General features: G+C 45.7%; 18 protein-coding genes. 15 read left to right on the forward strand and 3 right to left on the reverse strand.

What is annotated here, in order from left to right:
* Positions 1-11: 11 nt before the first annotated feature.
* Positions 12-713, forward strand: a complete 702-nt coding sequence (gene hda / locus NO559_RS14940) for a DnaA regulatory inactivator Hda (protein ID WP_258332678.1) — start codon at positions 12-14, stop codon at positions 711-713.
* Positions 714-751: 38 nt separating this feature from the next.
* Positions 752-1,324 (forward strand): NUDIX hydrolase, encoded by a 573-nt coding sequence (locus NO559_RS14945; protein WP_258332679.1) that lies wholly within the window; start codon positions 752-754, stop codon positions 1,322-1,324.
* 253 nt (positions 1,325-1,577) lie between these two features.
* On the opposite strand, the gene NO559_RS14950 is transcribed toward NO559_RS14945, so the two are convergent.
* Together NO559_RS14950 and NO559_RS14955 are read right to left on the reverse strand one after the other, a co-directional pair.
* A complete protein-coding gene (locus NO559_RS14950; RefSeq protein ID WP_258332680.1) occupies positions 1,578-3,158 on the reverse strand; it encodes a tetratricopeptide repeat-containing sulfotransferase family protein in 1,581 nt (526 codons plus the stop codon).
* 86 nt (positions 3,159-3,244) lie between these two features.
* Positions 3,245-5,602, reverse strand: a complete 2,358-nt coding sequence (locus tag NO559_RS14955) for a TonB-dependent receptor (RefSeq protein WP_258332681.1) — start codon at positions 5,600-5,602, stop codon at positions 3,245-3,247.
* Positions 5,603-5,986: 384 nt separating this feature from the next.
* Between NO559_RS14955 and NO559_RS14960 the strand changes: the two genes are divergently transcribed.
* From NO559_RS14960 to NO559_RS15020, 13 genes are all read left to right on the forward strand, one after another.
* Positions 5,987-7,405 (forward strand): aldehyde dehydrogenase family protein, encoded by a 1,419-nt coding sequence (locus NO559_RS14960; protein ID WP_258332682.1) that lies wholly within the window; start codon positions 5,987-5,989, stop codon positions 7,403-7,405.
* A 26-nt stretch (positions 7,406-7,431) separates the two neighbouring features.
* Positions 7,432-8,010: a gluconate 2-dehydrogenase subunit 3 family protein gene (locus NO559_RS14965; protein WP_258332683.1), complete on the forward strand. Its 579-nt coding sequence runs from the start codon at positions 7,432-7,434 to the stop codon at positions 8,008-8,010.
* Positions 8,011-8,015: 5 nt separating this feature from the next.
* Positions 8,016-9,719, forward strand: coding sequence for a GMC family oxidoreductase (locus NO559_RS14970; RefSeq protein WP_258332684.1), 1,704 nt, complete (start codon positions 8,016-8,018; stop codon positions 9,717-9,719).
* 19 nt (positions 9,720-9,738) lie between these two features.
* Positions 9,739-10,191, forward strand: coding sequence for a RidA family protein (locus NO559_RS14975; protein ID WP_258332685.1), 453 nt, complete (start codon positions 9,739-9,741; stop codon positions 10,189-10,191).
* 89 nt (positions 10,192-10,280) lie between these two features.
* Positions 10,281-11,915: a thiamine pyrophosphate-dependent enzyme gene (locus NO559_RS14980; RefSeq protein WP_258332686.1), complete on the forward strand. Its 1,635-nt coding sequence runs from the start codon at positions 10,281-10,283 to the stop codon at positions 11,913-11,915.
* Positions 11,916-11,939: 24 nt separating this feature from the next.
* The gene (locus NO559_RS14985) at positions 11,940-12,287 is read left to right on the forward strand and encodes a RidA family protein (RefSeq protein WP_258332687.1); all 348 of its coding nucleotides are present in this window, start codon (positions 11,940-11,942) and stop codon (positions 12,285-12,287) included.
* Between the two features lie 416 nt (positions 12,288-12,703).
* Positions 12,704-14,104 carry a M20/M25/M40 family metallo-hydrolase gene (locus NO559_RS14990; RefSeq protein WP_258332688.1) on the forward strand — a complete coding sequence of 467 codons (1,401 nt, stop codon included), beginning with the start codon at positions 12,704-12,706 and terminating at the stop codon, positions 14,102-14,104.
* Positions 14,101-15,132: a GTP-binding protein gene (locus NO559_RS14995; RefSeq protein ID WP_258332689.1), complete on the forward strand. Its 1,032-nt coding sequence runs from the start codon at positions 14,101-14,103 to the stop codon at positions 15,130-15,132. The genes NO559_RS14990 and NO559_RS14995 overlap by 4 nt, the downstream gene beginning before the upstream one ends.
* A gap of 100 nt (positions 15,133-15,232) precedes the next feature.
* A complete protein-coding gene (locus NO559_RS15000) occupies positions 15,233-16,156 on the forward strand; it encodes a LysR family transcriptional regulator (protein WP_258332690.1) in 924 nt (307 codons plus the stop codon).
* Positions 16,157-16,317: 161 nt separating this feature from the next.
* Positions 16,318-17,511: an MFS transporter gene (locus NO559_RS15005; RefSeq protein ID WP_258332691.1), complete on the forward strand. Its 1,194-nt coding sequence runs from the start codon at positions 16,318-16,320 to the stop codon at positions 17,509-17,511.
* A gap of 43 nt (positions 17,512-17,554) precedes the next feature.
* Positions 17,555-18,739, forward strand: a complete 1,185-nt coding sequence (locus NO559_RS15010; protein ID WP_258332692.1) for an MFS transporter — start codon at positions 17,555-17,557, stop codon at positions 18,737-18,739.
* 39 nt (positions 18,740-18,778) lie between these two features.
* The gene (locus tag NO559_RS15015) at positions 18,779-19,435 is read left to right on the forward strand and encodes a glutathione S-transferase family protein (protein WP_258332693.1); all 657 of its coding nucleotides are present in this window, start codon (positions 18,779-18,781) and stop codon (positions 19,433-19,435) included.
* Positions 19,436-19,536: 101 nt separating this feature from the next.
* Positions 19,537-20,421, forward strand: a complete 885-nt coding sequence (locus tag NO559_RS15020) for a DMT family transporter (RefSeq protein ID WP_258332694.1) — start codon at positions 19,537-19,539, stop codon at positions 20,419-20,421.
* A gap of 37 nt (positions 20,422-20,458) precedes the next feature.
* Here the strand turns inward: NO559_RS15020 and greB are convergent, their stop codons facing one another.
* Entirely contained in the window at positions 20,459-20,968 is a 510-nt protein-coding gene (gene greB / locus NO559_RS15025; protein ID WP_258332695.1) for a transcription elongation factor GreB, read from the reverse strand.
* Positions 20,969-21,460 lie beyond the last annotated feature (492 nt).

Genomic DNA, 21,460 nt, shown 5'->3' on the forward strand with positions numbered 1-21,460 from the left:
TGAGTTTATCAATGAGTTTTTTATACGAGCAGCTGCCCCTGGCAGTTCAGCTAAGAGATGATGCCACCTTTGAGAATTTTTACGCGGGCGGCAATGGCTTAGCGGTTAATGAAATTAGCCGTCAGCTACAAAATGGCGAGCCCTATATTTTTCTATGTGGGCCTAGCGGTAGTGGCCGCAGCCATTTATTACAGGCAGCCTGCCATCATGCCGACCAGCAAGGCCATGCCTCGGTATATTTACCGCTGGAAGAATTAAGCCACTACCCGCCGGAAGAGCTATTCGCAGGTTTGGCGGCGTTGCCTTTAGTCTGTTTGGATAATATCAGCCAAGTCTTGGGTGATAGCCGTTGGGAAGAGGCGCTGTTTCATTTATTTAACCAAATGCGCGAAGCGGGTAATTGCCTATTAATTGCCGCCGATAAAGCCGTGGCGGATTTGGCCATTAGCATGCCCGACCTGGCCTCACGTTTAGGTTGGGGTGCTTTTTATCAACTCAAACCCTTGGATGATGAGCAGCGCATCGCGGTTTTAAAATTACGTGCTGAGCGCCGCGGTGTAGAGTTAAACGATGAGGTGGCGCAATATATTTATAAGCGCTGCCAGCGCGATATGGATGCACTGTTAAAAACTCTTGCACAATTGGATAGAGCCTCACTGCAGGAGCGGCGCAAGTTGACCATTCCTTTTGTGAAAGAGGCTTTGCACTGGTAGGGCTGCCTTGATACAGCGATAGGATATAAGGGTATTACATGAGTGATAATAAAACCCAGCTACCCCAGCAGCGCGGCCCTTGGTTAAAGCTTACTAGCCAGCAGGTATACGATAACCCCTGGATTACCCTGCACCACGAAACCGTGCGCACCCCCGGTGGCACTGAAGGTATATACGGCAATATTCATTTTAAAAATCGCGCTATCGTCATCGTAGCCGTGGATGACGAGGCTAATACCTGGCTGGTAGGCCAGCACCGCTACACCTTAGATAGTTTTAGTTGGGAGCTGCCCATGGGCGGCGGGCCATTAACAGTAGAGCCTTTACTAGCTGCCCAGCGCGAACTTAAAGAAGAAACCGGATACAGCGCCCAACACTGGCAGCAAATTATGCGGCTGCATACTTCTAACTCGGTAACCGATGAAGAGGCCGTGGTTTTTTTAGCCACCGGCCTGCAAGCCGGTGAGCAAGCCTTAGAACCTAGCGAGGGTGATTTAGTCGTTAAAAAACTGCCGCTCAGTGAGGCGGTGACTATGGCCATAAACGGTGAAATTACCGACGCCTTATCGGTGGCGGCTTTGTTAGCGGTGGATAGGCTGCTAACCAAATAACATTAGCCTACTCGTATTACTGAATGCGAATGTAGTAATCATATAGTCAGTATGTGAGCGGGCGTTGGGCTTTGTTATTATCGTGTTGTTGATGGCTGTATCCCCATATTTACTAGCAGCTTATTAACTACTTCATTGAATGATGCTTTGTTCAGTGTCTCCTTAGACGCAAGGTTTTTGCTGTTATATTTCTGCGTCTATTTTTGCCCTAGCGCTGCTAGGGCTTTTTATTAATTGTTTAAACGTGGCGGTCTTAAAAAGGGATGTTGGCCTTGTTTAATATATCAATTAGCGGTGCTAATTCATTTTCTACATGCTTCCACTTGCCTATAGAGCTGTTATAGATAGGCTGTCTCACTTGGCTGGCGCTGGCAGTTGCTACGCCGGTTTTTAAGCTATGAAAGTCTAGGCATTGTTGCTGCCATGGCAGTTTGCAAAACTGTAATAATTCGCTAGTGGTAGCTTGCGTGTCATGAACTAAGTCTTCGTAGTTAACAGTAATTAGATTATCGGGTCGGCATTGCTGCCAATGAGTCATTAGCTTATACCAAGCCACATAATAGTGCCCTAGGTCTTGCAGGCAATATGAATAGGGGTAGACCTGAGCAAACAATGTTTTATAAATGGCATAGCAGGCATCTAAAGGGTGACGCTGTACAAGTATGATTTTTGCTTGTGGTAAGGCTTGGGCAATCAGGCCTAGATATAAATAATTAATCGGCATTTTATCAATGAAATGTTTACTGTGACCTGTTCTAGGGCGAGTGCTGGCAAGGTAAGATTGCCCCAATGCTTGCCAGTTAAGTTTGCAAGCCAAGTCAACTGATAGCTGTTTATTGAGCTTGATTCCTGGGTTTTGTTGGCTCAATGCCTTGATTAAAACCCCCGAAAAGTTTTGTAGTTCACCGGCGGCAAAAACATCTGTGTGGCTGGCAATAATTCTTTCTAATAAAGTTGTTCCCGTACGAGGCAGGCCCATAATAAACAGGGGTTCTTCTGTTTCATAGCCGGCAGTGAAAGTGTCAAACTTATCCGAGCTAAAAGTTTTTTGTATATGCCTCATCGTGGCTATATCACTTGCTACGTTATAATTAGAGCTGTTTCTCCGTAATTGACTGCCACGTTTTAAATAATCAAATGCCTGTTGGTATTCGCCTATATCTTCCAGCTCTTTGGCTAGAGCGTAACAAAGTTGCATTTCATGTTGTTGGCTGAGCTGTTTACTTAGTATTGTTTTAAGTTGTTCTATATGGTTTTTATCTTTGCTCTGCTTACGTATATGGCTGCGGTTATACAGCATGGTTGCATTGCCTGGCGCTAAGGTTAACGCTTTATTAACTATTTTTTCGGACTCTAAATAATCCCCTGTATAGCGTAAAGCTTCAGATAAATTAGCTAACATATTGGCGTTGTTAGGGATTAGAGCGGTGAGTTTTTGGCAGCAACTCAGATAGCTATCCAATTCACCACTGGCATGAAAAAGCTCCGATAGCATATGCCAGTAAATCGGATCATTATGTTCTTCTTGTAGCAGCTTCTTGGCTATTAATAGCGACCCAGTGAATTCCCCTAAGTGCAACAGGCAGAGCGCTTTACCCGCAAGAGCGGTTAAATGCTGGGGTTTTTGCAGTAAAATTTTTTGAAAGTTTTCAAAGGCTAGGGGGTAAGATTTGGCCAGTAATGCAATATAGGCGCGGGTGAAATAAGTCTCAGACCATTGAGGTGCTAGTTGTGAAAGTTTATCTAGTAATTTATAGGCTAACTTGTGTTGGTTTGCATGTAAGTGTTGCCATATAGTTAAATACAGCTCATTTGCTGTTGCTTGCTGCTCCATAGTCATCACCTAGGTGGATTTATAAGATAAAAAAACGCCGGCTATGGCCGGCGTTGTTTATATTGTGTAATGCCTTGTGCTAAGGCTTAGAAAGAGTAAGAGCCAGCTAGGCCTACAGTGCGTGGGCGACTAATATTAGCTCTTGCGCCCTCTCTGCCCCACTGTAGTTCGGTTAGTTCACCAGTTATACCTATTTCATCGGTAATGTTGTCAACAAACAAACGCACGTTCCATTGATCGCTGGTCAATGACACATAGGCGTCCCACAAAGTGAAGGCATCGACTGATACGTTTTGGTCATCAATACGGCTTTCAGATTTTCCTCTATAGGTACCACCAAGGTGATAGGCTACATCCATACCGTTTTCTAAAGGTAGGGTATAGGTTGCTCCCCAAGAGGCCGATTGTTTAGGGCTTTGCGGTAACTGCATACCTTCTTCGACGATAAAGGTTGTGTAATTATTCAGCGTGGGATTAAGAGAGACTAACTCTGCCTTGGCGTAGGTGTAACTCGCGCTAATAGATAAATTGTCACTGACGTTGCCCTCAATTTGCGCTTCTATACCTTGGCTTTCGGCGTCGCCAGCGTTAACTACACAGATAAGCGCCAATATTCCGCAGGTAGAGTTTAGCTGTATATCTTTCCAGTCTACATAAAAGGCTGCTACGGTGTAGTTGTAGTAGCGATCGATATTACCTTTAATACCTAACTCATAGTTGGTAGTGTGGTCAGAGTCATAGCGTCTGGCTTCTTCTTCGGTGATTGCGCCACCTAAGGCGTTAGCACCACCGCGACGGAAACCTTCGGTAACCGTGAAGTAAGTCATAGTATCTTCGTTGATGTCATAAGATGTATTGAATTTAAAGAGTGCATCTTTTTCTTCAAACACCTCATTGCCGCCAAATACTAATCCAGGTACATAGGCTAAGCCTGATACTGCGTCAGAAACATACTTTTGATCAAACCAACGGCCACCTAAAGTTACCTGCCACTCATCGGTAAAGTGATAGGTTAGCTCACCATATATGGCTTTATCTTTAAAGTTGTTGTCAGTTAAAGCTAGGAAGGCTAAATCTTTGTTACTTTCAGTAATCGCGAGAGGGCCATTGTTAGCATAAACACCAAATAATGATCCGTATCCACAAGGTACGCCACCAAAGGGGCCGCCATTGTCAAAACAAGCATTAGCGTAATCGGTATAACCGAAATAGCTATCTTCTATACCTATCTCTGAATCCTGGTCCATGTAGAAAGCACCTACGGCCCAGTCTAAATTAGTTTCTGATTCAGACACTAAGCGTACTTCAGCAATGTTTGCTTCTTCGTTCCAAATAGATAATTCACTCACGAAGGGGCGAGGGCCGCTGCCGTAGTAGTCATTGTAAAAAGAAAAGTTTTCATACAGAGCGGTTTGGTCAGAAATACCAGAGTTTTCTGACTCATAAGTAGAAAGGCTGGTTGTTAAGGTGGCGAAACCTAAATCATATTCAACATCCAAGGAGGTTAAATTACTCTCGCCTTCATAGGTTTCTAGCATGATAACCGGGCTATCAAGTTTTTTACTTGTGGCACCAATCATTTGCGAACCGCCTGAGGTGGTTTTTTGATAGTGATGCGCTAGGTTGATGGTGGCATTATCGGTTTGCAGCATAAAGTGTATGCGTGCATTTTCTATATCCGAATCATTAACATCATCTTTGCTAGTAAATAAACCTGGGCTGTTAACTATATCGCTAGGGTCAGCGAGTAAGGGGGCACCATTGCTATCCAATTGGTATAAGCGGTTTTGATCAACAAAACCAGCTTGGTCTTCTTTGCCCAGGTTAATTCTTACTGCCAAGTCATCAGCTAGAGGGATGTTAAGCATTAAGTCAGTTTTCCAGCCTAAATCGTCGCTGTGGTTGACTTGATTTATTTCACCGCTGATTTTCGCTTCGAATTGATCGGGGTTGGGTTCACGCTGTATATAACGCAAAGTGCCGCCTAGTGAACCTGATCCATATAGCGTACCCTGAGGGCCACGCAAAATCTCTACGCGTTCTATGTCAGTCAATCGTATATTGGTAAAGATGGGTGTTTCATTAATATAAGTAGAGATAACTGGCACATTGGTGTTGGGGCGGTTGGCGCGTGCATCTTCAGCATTGATACCTCTGATAACCAAGCCGCTAGAAATTAAACCTGCACGTGCGCCTCTATCTGAAAATGTTAAGCCGGGTACTGCGCGGGATAGCTTAGTTAAATCGCTTACCCCTTTGGCCTCTAGGTCATTACCGGTCATGGCAGAAATATTATACGGCACGTCTTGAACCGATTGAGTTTTCTTGGAAGCGGTAACTAGCAGCTCCTCTAATTGTGCTGCGTTGGCGCCGGTGGCTGTGATACCAGCACTTAATAAGGCAATGCTGACGCCAAGTATGTGTTTATTATAGGTCTTGTTCATGCATACTTCTCCTGAAGTTTTCTACTAGGTTGTGAAATATATTTGTTAACTGAAACCACCAGCTGGCTAAAACATATCACTCATAAAATAAAGTCGCATACTGGGTTTTAAATCTATGTATTTAAAAATTAGGGGGTATTGCTGATAGCCTCAAGGCGCATGGCCAGTGGCCTGTGATTGATATTTTTTGTGAGCGTTTACTAATTTTTACCAGGGGTTTGGCTGCGCTCTATTTAGTTGGTTGTTGTATTGGAGGCGGTTAGTGGGGTGACTTTCTGGTTTTGCAATGTATGCACAAGAAACCGAGTATGTATCGAGTTCTGTGTTCTTGTTACGCTGATTTTCTCAAGGTTTTGACTAAAAATTTTATAACAAGGGCTGGCAATGTATTACCAGAAGAAATTTTATATTAATGGTGAATGGGTAAACCCTATCAGTTCAGAGACATTGGCAGTGGTTAACCCTGCTACAGAGCAAGAAATAGGTTCAATCGTACTGGGTAGCACTGAGGATGTTGATAAGGCCGTAGCGGCTGCTAAACAGGCTTTTCAGTTGTATGGCCAAACCAGTGTGGGTGAGCGTGTGAGTTTGTTACAGCGCATTATAGAGGCATATCAAGACCACTATGATGAGATTGCCCAAGCCATTAGTGACGAAATGGGTGCGCCTATTGGTTTTGCTAAGCAGTTACAGGCCGACGCCGGTGTTGGCCACTTGGCAGCTGCGCTGGAAGTGCTTAAACGCTACCGCTTTGAAGAAGTGGTAGGGGATAGTGTGGTTTATAAAGAGCCCATCGGGGTCTGCGGCTTAATCACGCCTTGGAACTGGCCCTTAAATCAAATTGCTTGCAAGGTGGCGCCAGCCTTGGCAACAGGTTGCACCGTGGTATTAAAGCCTAGTGAAATCGCGCCACTAAGTGCAACTGTGTTTGCTAAGGTAATGGATGAGGCCGGAGTGCCAGCAGGTGTATTTAACTTAGTGCATGGCGATGGCAAAGCTGTGGGTACGCGTTTATCCAATCACCCTGATGTTGATATGGTTTCATTTACCGGTTCGACGGCAGCGGGTATACAGGTAGCAAAAACGGCAGCCGATAGTGTAAAGCGTGTGGCTCAAGAGTTGGGTGGCAAGTCGGCGAATATAATCTTGGCTGATGCGGATTTAACTAAGGCAGTTGAGGACGGAGTGCTGGAGTGCTTTTTAAATACAGGGCAGTCCTGTAATGCGCCTAGCCGTATGTTAGTGCCAGCCCATTTACATGATGAAATTGTTGCTCTGGCGCAGCAGGTAGCTGACAGTTTGGTGATAGGTGATCCCAGTGATGAGGCGACCACCATGGGGCCGTTAGCCAGTGAGATGCAGTTTAATAAGGTGCAGCAGTTAATCGCTAAAGCTATAGAGCAGGCCAGCCATTTAGCCTATGGCGGATTAGGCAAGCCACAAGGTTGTGAGCAAGGTTATTTTGTTAAACCCACCATTTTCTCTCATGTTAGCAATGATATGTTGATCGCTCGTGAAGAAATTTTTGGGCCTGTACTGGCGATTATGCCTTACAGCGATGAACAACAAGCGCTAGACATTGCCAACGATTCGCCCTATGGCTTATCAGGCTATATACACTCGGGTGATACAGATAAAGCACGGGCCATGGCGCGGAAATTACGTACAGGTATGGTGCATATCAATGGTGCGCTAGCTGACTTTCAGGCCCCTTTTGGTGGCTACAAGCAGTCGGGTAACGGCCGTGAGTGGGGCGTTTATGGTTTTGAGGATTTTGTCGAAGTTAAGGCCGTTATGGGCTAGTACTAACCACAACTAATAGGTGAAGTATGGACAGTAAACAACTTACACGCAGGCGCTTTATGCAGGCGTCGGGCAATATGGTGGGCTGCGCTTGGCTGACATTGAGTTTGCCGGCTATAAGCGCTGCCAGCCAAGAGGCTCAGGCGGCAAGAAATAATAATGCTGGCTATAGAGTACTAACGCCCGCGCAAGCTGTAGCGGTAGATGCTGTGGCTGCACAGATTATCCCATCGGATGATAGTCCAGGAGCGCGAGAAGCCGGGGTTGTTTATTTTGTCGATAACGTGTTGCAAAACGAGCAAGCGCATATCGCCGATATTATTAAAGATGGCGCGCAGGCTTTAGATGCTCAAGCTAAAAAATTACACGCTAAGGTGTTTATAGCTCTGGCTAATGATCAGCAAATTGCCTTATTGCAAAGTATAGAAACAACACCATTTTTTGAGTTGCTTCGGTTTTTGACGCTATGCGGTATGTTTGCCAGTCCTTCTTATGGCGGCAATAAAAATAAGGTTGGCTGGGATTTAATAGGCTTTAAAGATCAAGGTTATTGGCAATCCCCGTTTGGTTATTACGACGCGCAAGTATTAAAAATCAAGGGGTAAGTTTTATGGCCAACACACATCACAGTCACCAAGGTGCAGCGGCAACTGCTGTTAGCGGCAATAAATTTTCTACCACAGAAGAAGTTGACTTTGTCATCGTAGGTTCTGGTGCCGCAGGCGGCATTATGGCTAAAGAGTTATCAACCGCCGGTTTTAATGTAGTAGTGTTAGAGCAAGGCAAGCGTTATGGCCTAGGGGACTTTTTACCCCACGATGAATGGATGAACTCTGTTAATCAAAAAATGATGGGGGGCAGCTTAGCTGATACCCCGCAAACCTATCGCGAAACCGAAGATGAAGAGGCTAAAGAGTTATCTTATAGGCCTTTGATGTATGGCCAAATGGTGGGTGGTAGTAGTGTGCTTTATGGCGCTAATTTTTGGCGATTTCACGAAGTGGATTTTAAAGAACGCAGTTTATTGGGGCCTATCAAAGGCACTGGTTTTGCTGACTGGCCTATAGATTATCAAGAGCTAGAACCCTATTACACCAAGGTCGATTGGGAGATGGGGGTTTCTGGTGAAGTCGGCCCCTTTGATCCACCGCGTTCCAAAGATTACCCCATGCCACCACTGCCTATTAAATCCTCAGGGGTGTTGTTAAAAAAAGCGGCTGAAAAATTGGGTTTAAAACCTTTTGCTGCGCCTATGGCGATTAACTCCACCGCGTTCAATAATCGTGCGCCCTGTATGCACTGTGGGTTTTGTTCTGGCCATCCTTGCGAAATGGGTGCTAAATCCTCGTCGCTCTCCACTATGTTACCGCTGGCTGAGGCCACGGGGCGCTGCGAGATCCGTTCCGAAAGCACCGTGTTTAATATAGTGACTAACAAACAGGGTCGTGTGACCCAGGTACAGTATTGGGATAAAGACGGCAACGAGCAGGCTCAGCGCTGTAAGGCCATGGTGCTAAGCGCTAATGGTGCAGAAACGCCACGCTTATTATTAATGTCGGCATCTGAGAGCCACAAAAATGGTTTAGCCAATAGTAGTGGGCTGGTAGGAAAATACTTAATGCTTAACGCAGAGGCGTTAAACTGGGGTGTGTTTGAAGAGCCATTAAATGAGTATAAAAGTGTACTCACTACCCAAGTAATACACGATTTTTATGATGCTGATCTATCTAAAGGCTATTACGGCGGCGGTGGCATAGATGCCAGAGCTTTGCCTAATACGCCTATAGGTTTTGCCTTAGACGGTTTGCCGCCTGAAGCACCTAAGTGGGGCGCGCCTTATAAAAAAATGGTGGCACATAACTTTACCCGCACGCTGACCTTATTTAGTCATCTAACCTCACTGGCTATGGAGAGAAATAGCGTCTCCTTAGATCCTAAGATTAAAGATAAGTGGGGTAGGCCTGCGATACGTATGACCTATCAAGATCACCCCGATGATTTAAAAAACATGGCTTTCTTTTCTAATAAAGCATCAGAATTATTAGATGCTGCCGGCGCTGTTACGCAATGGGGTACACCTATAGAGCCTACTCGTATTGCTGCGCATTTATTGGGGACTTGCCGTATGGGTGATGACCCTGCTACCTCGGTAGTTGATCGTTATCATCGATCACATGATGTAAAAAATCTCTTTATTTGTGATGGCAGTAGCTTTGTGACTTCAGGGCGTGGTCAGCCTACGATGACTATTATGGCGCTGGCATTTAGGGCGGCAGAGCATATTGTGCGGTTTGCTAAAAATAACGATATTTAATGCGATAAATGAGGAATATATGAAAGTTTTTCTTTTTATAACACTGATGCTGACAGCTGCTAGCACTATGTTGCAGGCACAAACGACAGGGCAAAATGCTAGCTTGCCTCAGGTGGAATATGTTGCTGCCCAAGGGCTGCCGTTTTCCGATGTGGTGCAGGTAGGCAACATGCTCTATCTATCTGGTCAAATTGGTTATGATAATAAGTTAGATGGTTTGGTTGCTGGTGGTATTACGGCAGAAACTCAGCAGGCCATGGAAAATATTAAACAGCTATTAATCGCCCGTGGCTCATCTATGGATAAAATTATACGTTGCACCGTTATGCTGGCAGATATGAGTGATTTTGCAAAAATGAACAGTATCTATGTAAGTTTTTTTGATAAGCACTACCCAGCTAGAAGTACTTTTGGCGTTAATGGTTTGGCTTTAGACGCAAAAGTAGAAATTGAATGTAGCGCCACTCTGTAGTTTTTGGCCTAGGTTTAAAGCTTTTTTAAAATCAGTGGTTTTTTGCACTGAGACCAAATGTTCACAGTAGTTATTTAATAGGATTTGTAATGGAAAAAATGTCAGGTGGCGAAGCAATCGTCCAATCTCTTATAGCTAATGGTGTCGATACGGTATTCGGTATGCCGGGTGTGCAAGCCTATGACGTTTTTGATTCATTAGGGCGTCACCAGGATAAGGTAAAAACCATATCGGTGCGAAATGAACAAGGTGCAGGCTATATGGCCATGGGCTATGCCAAATCCTCAGGTCGAGTGGGTACCTACTGCGTAGTGCCCGGTCCAGGGGTACTTAATACTGCCGCCGCATTAAGTTCGGCCTACAGCGCTCACGCGCCAGTATTATGCCTTACTGGCCAGATACCATCCGATGGTATTGGCTTAGGGCTAGGGCATTTACATGAGTTGCCAGATCAACTGGCAACATTAAAATCTTTAACAAAGTGGTCCGAACGCATTAACCATCCTTCGCAAGCACCAGGCTTAATTGCCGAGGCTTTTGAAAAACTAAGTACTGGCAGAATTCGACCTGTAGCTCTAGAAACCCCTTGGGATGTAATGGACAGTTCTGCGGCTGTAGATATCAAAGCCGCTACCCCCGGGCCACGTTACCAGTCAGAAGAGGTGGATCTCGATACGATTGCCGAGGCGGTTGAACTTATTCGCAATGCTAAAAACCCCATGATTGCAGTAGGCTGTGGTGCAATCAATGCAGGGCAAGAAGTATTAGCTTTAGCGGAACGGTTACAAGCGCCAGTGGTTTCTCACCGCAGCGGCCGAGGCATAGTGGCCGATGATCATATACATGGTTTTAATGGGGTACAAGGCTATGAATTGTGGCCACAAACAGACCTATTGATTGGTATAGGCAGTCGCTTAGAGTTGCAATACGATCGTTGGGTAGATATGCCTAAAGGCATCAAAATCATTCGTATAGACATAGATCCAGCTCAGTTTTTCCATCGTAAACCCGATGTCGGCATAGTCGCCGACTCAGTTATTGCATTGACTGAACTTAACCGCAGCCTGGAAAATAAAGGCGTTTCTTTTAGTGATAATACAGAGCGTCTACAAGAGGCTAAAGCTGCAGCTAATAAAAAAATCTATGGCATACAGCCACAGGTAGATTATTTGCAAGCCATACGCGAAGTGATGCCCAGAGATGGTTTTATTTCTGAGGAGAGTTCACAGGTAGGCTTTAGCTCTATTTTTGGTTTCCCTATTTATGAGCCACGCACCTTTGTAACCTGTAGCTATTCGGGAAATTTGGGTTATGGTTTTCCCACAGCTCTAGGCGTAAAAGTTGCTAACCCTGATAAAGCGGTAGTAGCGATAACTGGCGATGGTGGCTTTATGTTTTGCGTTAATGAACTGGCTACTGCGGTTCAATTTAAAATTAACCTCGTGACCTTAGTTTTTAATAATAACTGTTGGTATAACGTACAGCGTGATCAAACCGCCATATTTGATGGTCGCCAGCATGTTTCTGATTTGGTAAATCCTGATTTTGTAAAAATGGCGGAAAGCTTTGGCGCAACAGGTTATAGAGTGACTAGCCCAGATGCCTTGAAGAAGGTCTTGCTAAAAGCTTTTGTGGAAGACGGCCCTGTAGTGATTGAAATCCCTTGTGATAAAGGCAGTGAGTCTAATCCATGGCCATTATTACTGCCGGGTGCAGATTTATAAGCTAATGCAAATAGGGTAAGCAACATGGCGATTACACGATTAGAAAAAAGTGGCCGCATGAGCCAAGTGTCCATACAGGGCAATATGATTTACTTGGCGGGGCAGGTGGGGCAAGGTGATTCTATTACCACGCAAACCTTGGATGCGCTCAGTGAAGCTGAGCGTTTACTTACCCTAGCGGGTAGTGATAAATCGCACATACTATCGGCAACTATTTGGCTGGCGAACATGGATGATTTCGAGGCAATGAATGTTATTTGGGATGCTTGGGTAGACCCAGAACACCCACCTAGCCGCGCCTGCGCTGAGGCGAAGCTGGCAACGCCAGAATATTTGGTCGAGTTTATTTTTGTAGCCGCCAAAAAGGGCTAGTCGTTTGCTGCAGCACTTTAAAGCCGCACAAATGCGGGTCGGTTATAACTTGCATAGTTATTAGTGGTGTTAGCTTTGAGGCCGATTTGTGCCGGTGTAGTCGATAATAATGGCTGCAGCAGCCGTCAGTAAATTGTAGCTTGTAAGTCTGTGGTGCGGCTATAGAGGATTTGACTACCGCTTTTTTTCAAACACAGATATCAAATTGCTCGGTGGTGTCAGTCGTTATCAGGCTGCGAATCACGCAGAGCCTACCTTAACCAAGCCAAAAATCATGTAAGCGTAAGTTTGTTGTAATGTGTAGATCTAAACTTGGCTATGTAAGCACTGGTTTATCCTTGTTATGGTTTTACTGACTCATACTTTTATTAATGTTGTTGAGATTTTAGAAAAATCTTATTAGTGGAGATTAAGCCGTGAATGCTTCAGTGTCTGAATCCAAGGAACAGGTACACCATATTTTCGATGAGCTGAGAGCCGATATCGAACATTATTTTACTGAAATCTGGCAGTGTGCAGAGTTGCCGTGTCTGGAGTTTGAGTCAGTACGCATATTGGGTGAGTGGCTGCAAAAAGAAGGTTTTAGCTTAGAGCGCAATCTCAGTGGGGTGCCCACCGCATTTGCCGCAACGTGGGGGCAGGGTGGTTCTACGGTGGGTTTTTTTGCTGAATACGACGCCTTACCAGGGGTGGATAACGCCGCGACGCCTTATAGAAAGCCACTGGGTAGCCGTGCTGGCCATGGCTGTGGCCATAATCATATAGGTGCTGCCAATATAGGTGCTGCGATAGTCGCTAAGCGCTATTTAGAGCGAAATAATCTACCCGGCTCTATACGGGTAATAGGCTGCCCGGCAGAAGAAATTGTTTGGGGTAAGGTGGCAGTATTAGAGCGTGGTGGCATAGGCAAGCCTGACGTATTGTTAACCTCTCATGGCGACTACCAAAATGGTGCCATGTCTCGCCCTTGTCAGTCCGTGTTTAGTGGCGAGGTGCGTTTTTATGGTAACTCGGGTCACGCCGGTATCTCTAGCCAGTGCAGCGCGATGGAAGCTTTGCAAACCGCTATGCAAACCATTACCCGGGCGCAGCATGAGCATTTTCCTGATGCCACCATACGTTCAATTATTCGTCGTGGCGGTGATTGCCCTACGGTGGTGCCTAGTGAGGCGGGGATTTGGTTTTCTACCCGCTCTGATGTGTATAGCCGGGCACAGGATGCTTACAATTTTGTGATGGAGGTGTGTGGCCGCGTTGCGGAAGAAAATAATCTGGTTTTGAACCGAGAGTATATATCTGCATCCCATGGCTACCTGCCCAATGATAGTTTAGGTGAGTTACTGTACCGCAATATGGAAATTGTAGGCCCGCCACAATGGAGTGATGAAGATGTTGCCTGGCAGCAGGAGCTGGTAAAGGCTGTGCGCCCCAATGGCGAATTTTCGCTAGATAGGAGCATTGCTTATTATCAAGAAGGGGTAGACTACTACGGCCAAGATGATGGCGAAGTCAGTTGGCATATACCGTTGGGCCGGGTCAACTGGGCGGTACCTGAAGAAGTCCCCATACACCATTGGTCATATACCGCCTTATCGGGCCATAAGGCCGGGTTTGCAGGGCCGTTAATGGCTTCTGAAACCTTGGCAATGGCAGCAGTAGAGCTATTCCACGATAGCAGCCTCATTGATCAGGCCAAGGCGGAATTACAGCAGCGCACAAAAGGTCAGCAGCGTGCACTGCCGAAAGTGGGGGCGTTTGAAGCGCTAGCCCAAACCCCTGAATTATTTTGGGACGGCAGTTGGATGGATGAAATGTGAGCAAGAGCTTAAGCGCCATAGCCCAATCAATAGCTCTCTATCGCGATGAGCCTATACCGGTTATTTTGCTAACTGGCTTTTTGGGCGCCGGTAAAACCAGCTTTATCAAAAACTACCTCAGCCAGGGCAATGCTCAGGACACTGCGGTGGTTGTGAATGAATTTGGTGAGATAGGGCTGGATCATCTTATCTTAGAAACCGTTAGCGACGATATTGTATTAATGCAAAACGGCTGCCTGTGCTGTAGCAGCGCTGACGATTTAGAATTGACGCTAATGTCGCTGTACGAGCGTAGAGAGCGGGCAGCGCTGCCGCGCTATTCACGGGTAATTATTGAGACCAGCGGTATCGCCTCGCCGGAGCCTATACTGGCTCAGCTTAACTCGGATGCGTTGAAGCTTTCGCCCTATCGCTACCAGGGTATGATCACTATAGTGGATGCGCACAACTTTCTAAGCGCCCACCAAGAGAGCCTAGAAGCTAGAATGCAGTTACTGTATGCCGATAGGGTGCTGATAAATAAAATAGAGGGGGAGGCAGCCACTAATATCAATGAAATTCAGGCGCTGTTAACGTCGGTTAAAGGCGAGCCCGGCGAGCTGCTTGCCCAGACAGATGATGCTATTGGCCGGTATATAGAGCAGCTGCAGCCCAGCCTGCAGGCGCAGGCTTTAGCAAGTTCAACAGATCAGCATAGCCACCCAGACCACAGTCACCCCGAGCAGGTTTTTTCCATCTCTTATAAAACTGACAGGCCCATAGCATTGCAGGCGCTGCTGGATTTTATTGATCAGCGTTTGCTCAAGGTTGACTGTGAAGTACTGCGTATAAAGTTGTTAACCCCCAACCCCAATGGCAGTGGCCAGTTATTTTTACAAACAGTGAGAGAGCGTTGGTTCCCCCAGCAATTAATTAGCAACGCATCGGATGCTACTGGGTATAGCAGCTTGGTTGTTATAGCGAAACAATCGGCCAAAGTACGTATAGAGGCCGAGCTGGCCGACTTTTTTAATATTGCTAGTGAGTAATTGTTTGGGTATTGGCCTATGCTAAAAGACACGCAAGCGCTAAAGTTATGTTCTGTGGCCCGAGCGCGGCTGAGTTGATTAAAATTCATAGGGTATAAGTATGCTGGGTAATATTCACGACGTAGACCTTAAACTACTAAGAATTTTCTATTCTATTTATGAGTGCGGAGGCTTTACTCAGGCGCAGCTAAAGCTGGGTATGAGCCAATCCAATATCAGCGCGAAAATGTCGCAGTTGGAGGGGCGCATGGGCGCGCGCTTATGTGAGCGCGGAAAATCAGGCTTTATGCTCACTGCAGATGGTGAGATGGTAATACGTGCCACCGAAAAATTATTTCATGCTCTAGATGAATTCAAAGAAGAGCTGGCTACAACTGGCACAGAGTTAAAAGGTAAGCTGGATTTAGGCGTAATGGATAATGCCATTACCAATCCCCATTCGCATATAGATATGGCGCTGGGTAACTTTTTAGAAAGTGCACCGGCGGTGCGTTTAAATGTTTTTATCGGTGACCCTGTAGATTTAGAAGTGCAGGTGCTAGATGGCCGCTTAGATCTAGTCATTGGCTTATTTAATAAAAAGCATGAATCACTGGAGTACACCCCGCTGTACTCAACTCGCCATGCCCTGTTTTGCGGGGACAGGCATAAATTTTTTGGCATGAATGATGACGACATCACTGATGAAGACTTAATTGATGCGAAGTATATAGATCGGGGTTATCTAGAATCTATTGATGAATTTCAACTAAAAATTGAGCTACTAACCAGCAACTCACATTCCCAATATATAGAGGGCCAAGCCTTACTGGTGCTATCAGGTAAACATATTGCAAGCCTGCCTATACACTATGCCCAGCACTGGGTGGACAGCGGCCAGATGCGTATGCTGAAACCCGAACAAACCTTAGTTAAGGCTGATGTTTTGGCGGTAACAAGAAATAGAAAGTCCCTGCCGGTAGTGGCTGAGCGCTTCTTAGCTGAGCTGGAGTTTTGCCATTCGCCCTCCGACTTTTTGGATTAGTAGTTACCATTCTACCCTTCAGCTCAGTTAGCTGATCTATATTCAAATATATACATTACTTTTCTGATATTCAGCCAGCCGCTCCTATCACTCATAATAATTGCTTATTCATGCGCTTAAACCCGCTACCACTAAGCGCAGCCTTATTAAAGAGAGAGTGAATGAGCAGTTTCCTTACTAGTGTGCGTGGTTATATTCCAGCGTTGCAGGTCACCCTTGCGGGCTTTATCGGCTTTATCCCTCTAATGACTCTGCCGTTAATGGTAGGGGTGTTGGTCGAATACCAGCAGTACTCACAAAAAGTAGCTGGCACAGTCAGCGCAGCGCAGTTATTTGGCGTGTCTATGGGTATATTATTGTTAAGTCGTTATACCCTGCGCTATGGTTTAAAAAATAATGTATCTTATGCGGCTTTGTTCGTATTAGTGATAGAGATCATTTCGCTAGTATTTGAATCCTTGGCGGCGTTGTATGTATTTCGTTTTTTATCAGGGCTAGGTGGCGGTGTAGTGGCCGGTTGTACCTACACTTGGCTGGGCAATAGTCGTGACCCTGATAGAGGATTTGGTTTATTTTTATTGATTCAGTTTTTAGTAGGGGCATTGTTGTTGTATGTTCTTCCCCTTGGGCTTGAGCGCTTTGGTGCCGATATTATTAAGCTTCCCTTCCTATGTTTTGCGCTATTAGCCATTTTGTTTTCAGCTGCCTTTAAGGGCGGGGATAATAACAACAGTGAGCTCATTTCGTTTAGAAAGATTTTAACGGCCAAAGGAGCCATACCTGCACTGTTGGCCGTAGGCTTGTTTGAGTTGGCTATGTCGCTGGTATGGGCACAGGTTGAGAGGCTGGGCAGTTCATGGCAGCTTAGTGCTGCGGCTATTTCGCAGGCTTTAGCACTGGCTACTTTAGCTGGCTTGCTGGGTGCGCTATTAGTTGTGTTAGTCGGGGTGAAATTAGGCAGGGCGCTATCGATAGCTATAGGTGTAGGCATTATTGTGATGGTGCTGTTGTCATTAGTGACGTATTCACCTTCTTTAATCATCTTTATTATTAGTATGGTGTTATTCAATATTGCTTGGTCTTTTACCGTGCCTTATTTGCAAGGTGTGCAGGCTAGTTTGGGCGCAGGTGCCGGTGTAGTTTGCTTAGGCGCTTTTGTGATTACCGTATCCTTGGCCTTGGGGCCTGCTTTATCTGGTTTTTTAGTGGCGGCTTATGGTTTCTTAGGTGCTGTTATTGCAGCAGTAATATTGTTAGCGCTGTGTTTGTATGCTGTTCGCTGCGCTATTAAGTCTCAGCGAAATCCAGTTGGGTTAAATACCGGCAATGCTGACGTAATAACTGTGCATAAATAAATGAAATGACCTGAAAGCTAGGTTGTATAAGTGAGAGATAAATATGAATGATAAAAAAAGCTCTACCTGGCGCGATCCCAATAGTATGTTCGCCTATTTTGCCTTGGGGTTTATCTCTATGGCGGGTATTTACTATGTCAATATACTACCTGTTTTGGTGGGTACTTTAATTGATGGCTTGGGATTTAGTGAAAGTCAGGCCGGATATATTTCTTCGGCTAATGTTTATGGCGCTTCACTGGGGGCAGTGTTGGCGGTATTGGTTATTAAATCCTGCCCTTGGAAGAAACTTGTCACTTTGGGGTTAGGCGCCTTAGTGGTGATGGATTTCGCTTCGGTTTGGTTATCGTCTTTTGAATTGCTGGTGGCCAGTCGTTTTATTTCGGGGGTCTTTGGTGGTATGGCTGCAGGCTGTGTAATAGGCGTAATGGCGAGGTTGAGTAATCCTACTCGTGCCTACGGCGTTATGTTGATGTGCCATTTTAGCTTAGGTGGTTTGGGTATGTATTTACTGCCTATGTTGGTGCCGTATTTTGGTGCTAAGGGCATGTTTTTATCATTGATGACTTTGGGGGCGATGGCTTTAATAATTACCCAATTTTGTGCAGCTTACCCCATACCCGCCAGCCCCCTTGCTAAAGCAACGGAAGCGGGTAGTACCTCTAGTCGTTATGTTCTAGTCGTGCTGGCATTGATTTCGTTATTTCTTTGCCAGGGCGCAAATATGGAATTTTTTGTGTACCTGCAAAGGTTAGGGCTGTTTATAGGTTTAGAGATGGACTGGGTTAACCTATCATTAGCCATAGGTTTGTGGGTGGGTATAGCAGGTGCGGTGCTGGCAGCGGCGTTAAGCACCCGTTTTGGTAGAGCCTGGTTGATTGCAGCGGCGGCCTTGGTGTCGGCTGCAAGTATTATCGGGTTTCTCTACATTGCTAGTGCGCAGTGGTATTTGATTTTAAATATTACATTGCAAATAGCTTGGGCATTTTTGTTGTCGTATTTATTTGGTATCTGTGCCGATTTAGATGTTAGCGGCCGGCTAGCAGCTTCGGGTGGGGTTATGTCAAAGTTAGGTTTGTCTACTGGGCCGTTTGTGGCAGCCTCCATAGTCAATGGCGAAAGTTATGACTTGATCGTTAAAATTGGTTTTATAGGCATCATACTATGCTTTTTGTGCGCAATTTTACCGGCTATTTATTTGGACAAGCGCAAGCCAATTGTTGCTTGAATAATTAAGCAAAGGTTATCAATTTATCAGTGAGCGCTTATGGCTAAAATTTGTTTATATCACTACCCTGGCGCATGTTCACAGGTGACTATGGTTGCTTTAGAAATCATAGGCCTTGAGTACGATGATTGTGTGATAGATATTTTTTCCGGCGCTCAAAAAAGTCCTGAGTATCTAAAGGTAAACCCCAGAGCAAAAGTGCCAGCGTTGTTAGTCAATGAAGATTTGCTAACAGAAAACAGCGCCATGATTATGTATTTGCATAGCATTTACCCTGGGGCCAAGCTGCTACCTGTGATTAATAGTGAGCTTGAGCGAGCCCGCATTAATGCCGATTTGCAGTGGTGCTCAGGCACAGTGCATCCGGCGGTACGTATGCTGCGTGCGCCTCAACGTTTTAGCCTGTCCGAGCCTTCAGGGGTTTACAACAAAGGCGTGGAGTATGTGCGATTAATATTGGCTGAGCTGAATATGCGCTTAGTCGCAAACTCATGGTGGTATGGCGACGTGTACTCTATGGTGGATGTGTATTTGCACTGGTGTTACGGCATGGCCTTAGAAGCCGGCTTTTCACTGGCTGATTATCCGGCTATTCTCCGCCACGCCGAGCGGGTAAAGCTATTGCCGGGCTATCAGCGCGCACTGGCGCGTGAGCAGCAGGCGGCTAGTAAGGCCGGGTTGGAGCTAGTTGATTAGTACCATAGCTGCCACCACGGGGCTAGGATTCTCTTTGTTTTTCCTGTTTGTCGATTGTTCAGCTCGCAGTCTGTAGGCGGGGTTAAGGCTGTTATCACTTTATGATACAAAGCACTGCTTTATTACCGGCCAAGCTGGGTTCTGGTTATGGGATTTATTTTGCCGGTTTGGCGATAGTTGCTAATGTCGCTTTTGATACGGTGATTAAATATGTATTAGCGTATTTGCCTGTATTAGAGGTAAATTTTTTACGTTGGTTGATAGGTGGAATCATTTTATTACCCTTGGCCTATAGATATGGCTGGTGGCGAGGTTTTAGTATAACTGGCATACATGGTATTCGTATGTTGCTAAATCTTGTTGGCGCAGGTAGCTTTTTTTATACCCTTTCTCAGCTGTCATTGTCTTTGACTGTGGCAATATTTTTTTTAGAACCGCTGTTTTCTATAGTATTTGCCCGCTTACTTTTTCAGGAGCATAACCCTATTCGCCGCTATATAGCGGTGGTCGTAGGTTTCATTGGTGTAATCCTCATGCTGGATATAGGCCCTGTGGCTATAGGCACTGAGCCACAGCCCATAGCGTGGCTGCCAGTGTTATTGGGGCTAGTCGGGGCGGCCAGCTGGGGGTTGATGAATGTACTAACTCGACATTATGGCCGTGATATTTCTTCGGGGGTGTTGATGTTTTGGCTGGCGGTATTAACCGCTATAGGGCTTGCACCCCTTGCTTGGATGGTATGGCAAACACCATCGCTGCTGCAGATTGCTTTAATTTCCTTAGCTGCCGTATTCGGCTCCTTGTATAACTTTAGCTGGGCTCAGGCTTTTAAAACGGTTTCGGTAGCTACTTTAGCAGCCGTTTTTAATTTGTATTTGCCTTTGGCAGCCTTAGCGGGCTGGTTATTTTTTGCTGAATTAATGAGCCTGCAGATGATTGCTGGCGCAGTAATGGTGGTTATGGCTATGATAGTTGCTTGTTATTAGCGGCTAGGCGATTATGCGCTAAAGGTTGCGCTTATTTTTAAGACTGTGGTGGGGTATAGCTTACCGCCACTATATATAAGTCTCTTTCACCTTCCGGTGTTTTGAAGATGACTTCGTCATCTATGCTTTTGCCTAATAAAGCCCGCGCTAGCGGCGAGTCCATACTCAGTTTGTTTTGGCTTAAATCAAACTCATCGGGGCCTACGATGCGGTAGGTGTTTTCCTTACCCTGTTCATCTTCAACCGTGACCCAGGCACCAAAAAAAACTTTGCTTTGGTCGCTGGGCTTGTCGTGTATTACTTTTAAGTTTTCTAGGCGGTTGGTTAAAAAACGTACCCGGCTATCAATTTCGCGCAAGCGCTTTTTGCCGTATATATAATCACCGTTTTCAGAGCGGTCACCATTTTTAGCCGCCTCATGTACTACCGAGGTCACTTGCGGGCGCTCTATCTTCCAAAGTTGAAACACCTCATCGCGCATGGCTTTTTCACCTTCGGGGGTGATGTAAAACGAGCCTTTGGGGCGGGGTGGGCGGTAACGTGACATAGCAATTATTAACTTAAAGAGCCCAAAGTTGGGGCGGGTTGTGTTGCGCTTATTATTAGAAAGCGATGAGTGCTTGTAAAGCTTTTACTGTGGTGGTGGGTATACGGTAGGGTGGGAAGCAAGGTAGCTGCCTGCAAGACACGCCGTGAATATGTCCCTATACCCAAAGCACTCGCTACGCTCATGGGGCAGGCTCTACCCAAAGCACTCGCACGCTCATGGGGCAGGCCCTAGGCTAGGCGCTGGCATCCATGCCAGCGACTGTCTTGCAAACAGCTACCTTGCTTCCTTGCATATCGCGCTTCGTAAGGGGGGGTAAAAAAATAAGATTAAATAAGAGGGCAGTGTTAAATTGTTGGGGCTTAGTAAGCGCCGCATCAACCACACCTATATTTCCTCGCTGATCTGATATTGCAAATAGTTATTTGCAAAGATTAGCGGGCCATTTTATAGTTATTTTCGGTTCAGGATGAACCTACTGCAAGGAAGGTA

Origin of the sequence: Dasania sp. GY-MA-18 (genome assembly GCF_024734385.1) — a bacterium.
GTDB lineage: Bacteria > Pseudomonadota > Gammaproteobacteria > Pseudomonadales > Dasaniaceae > Dasania > Dasania phycosphaerae.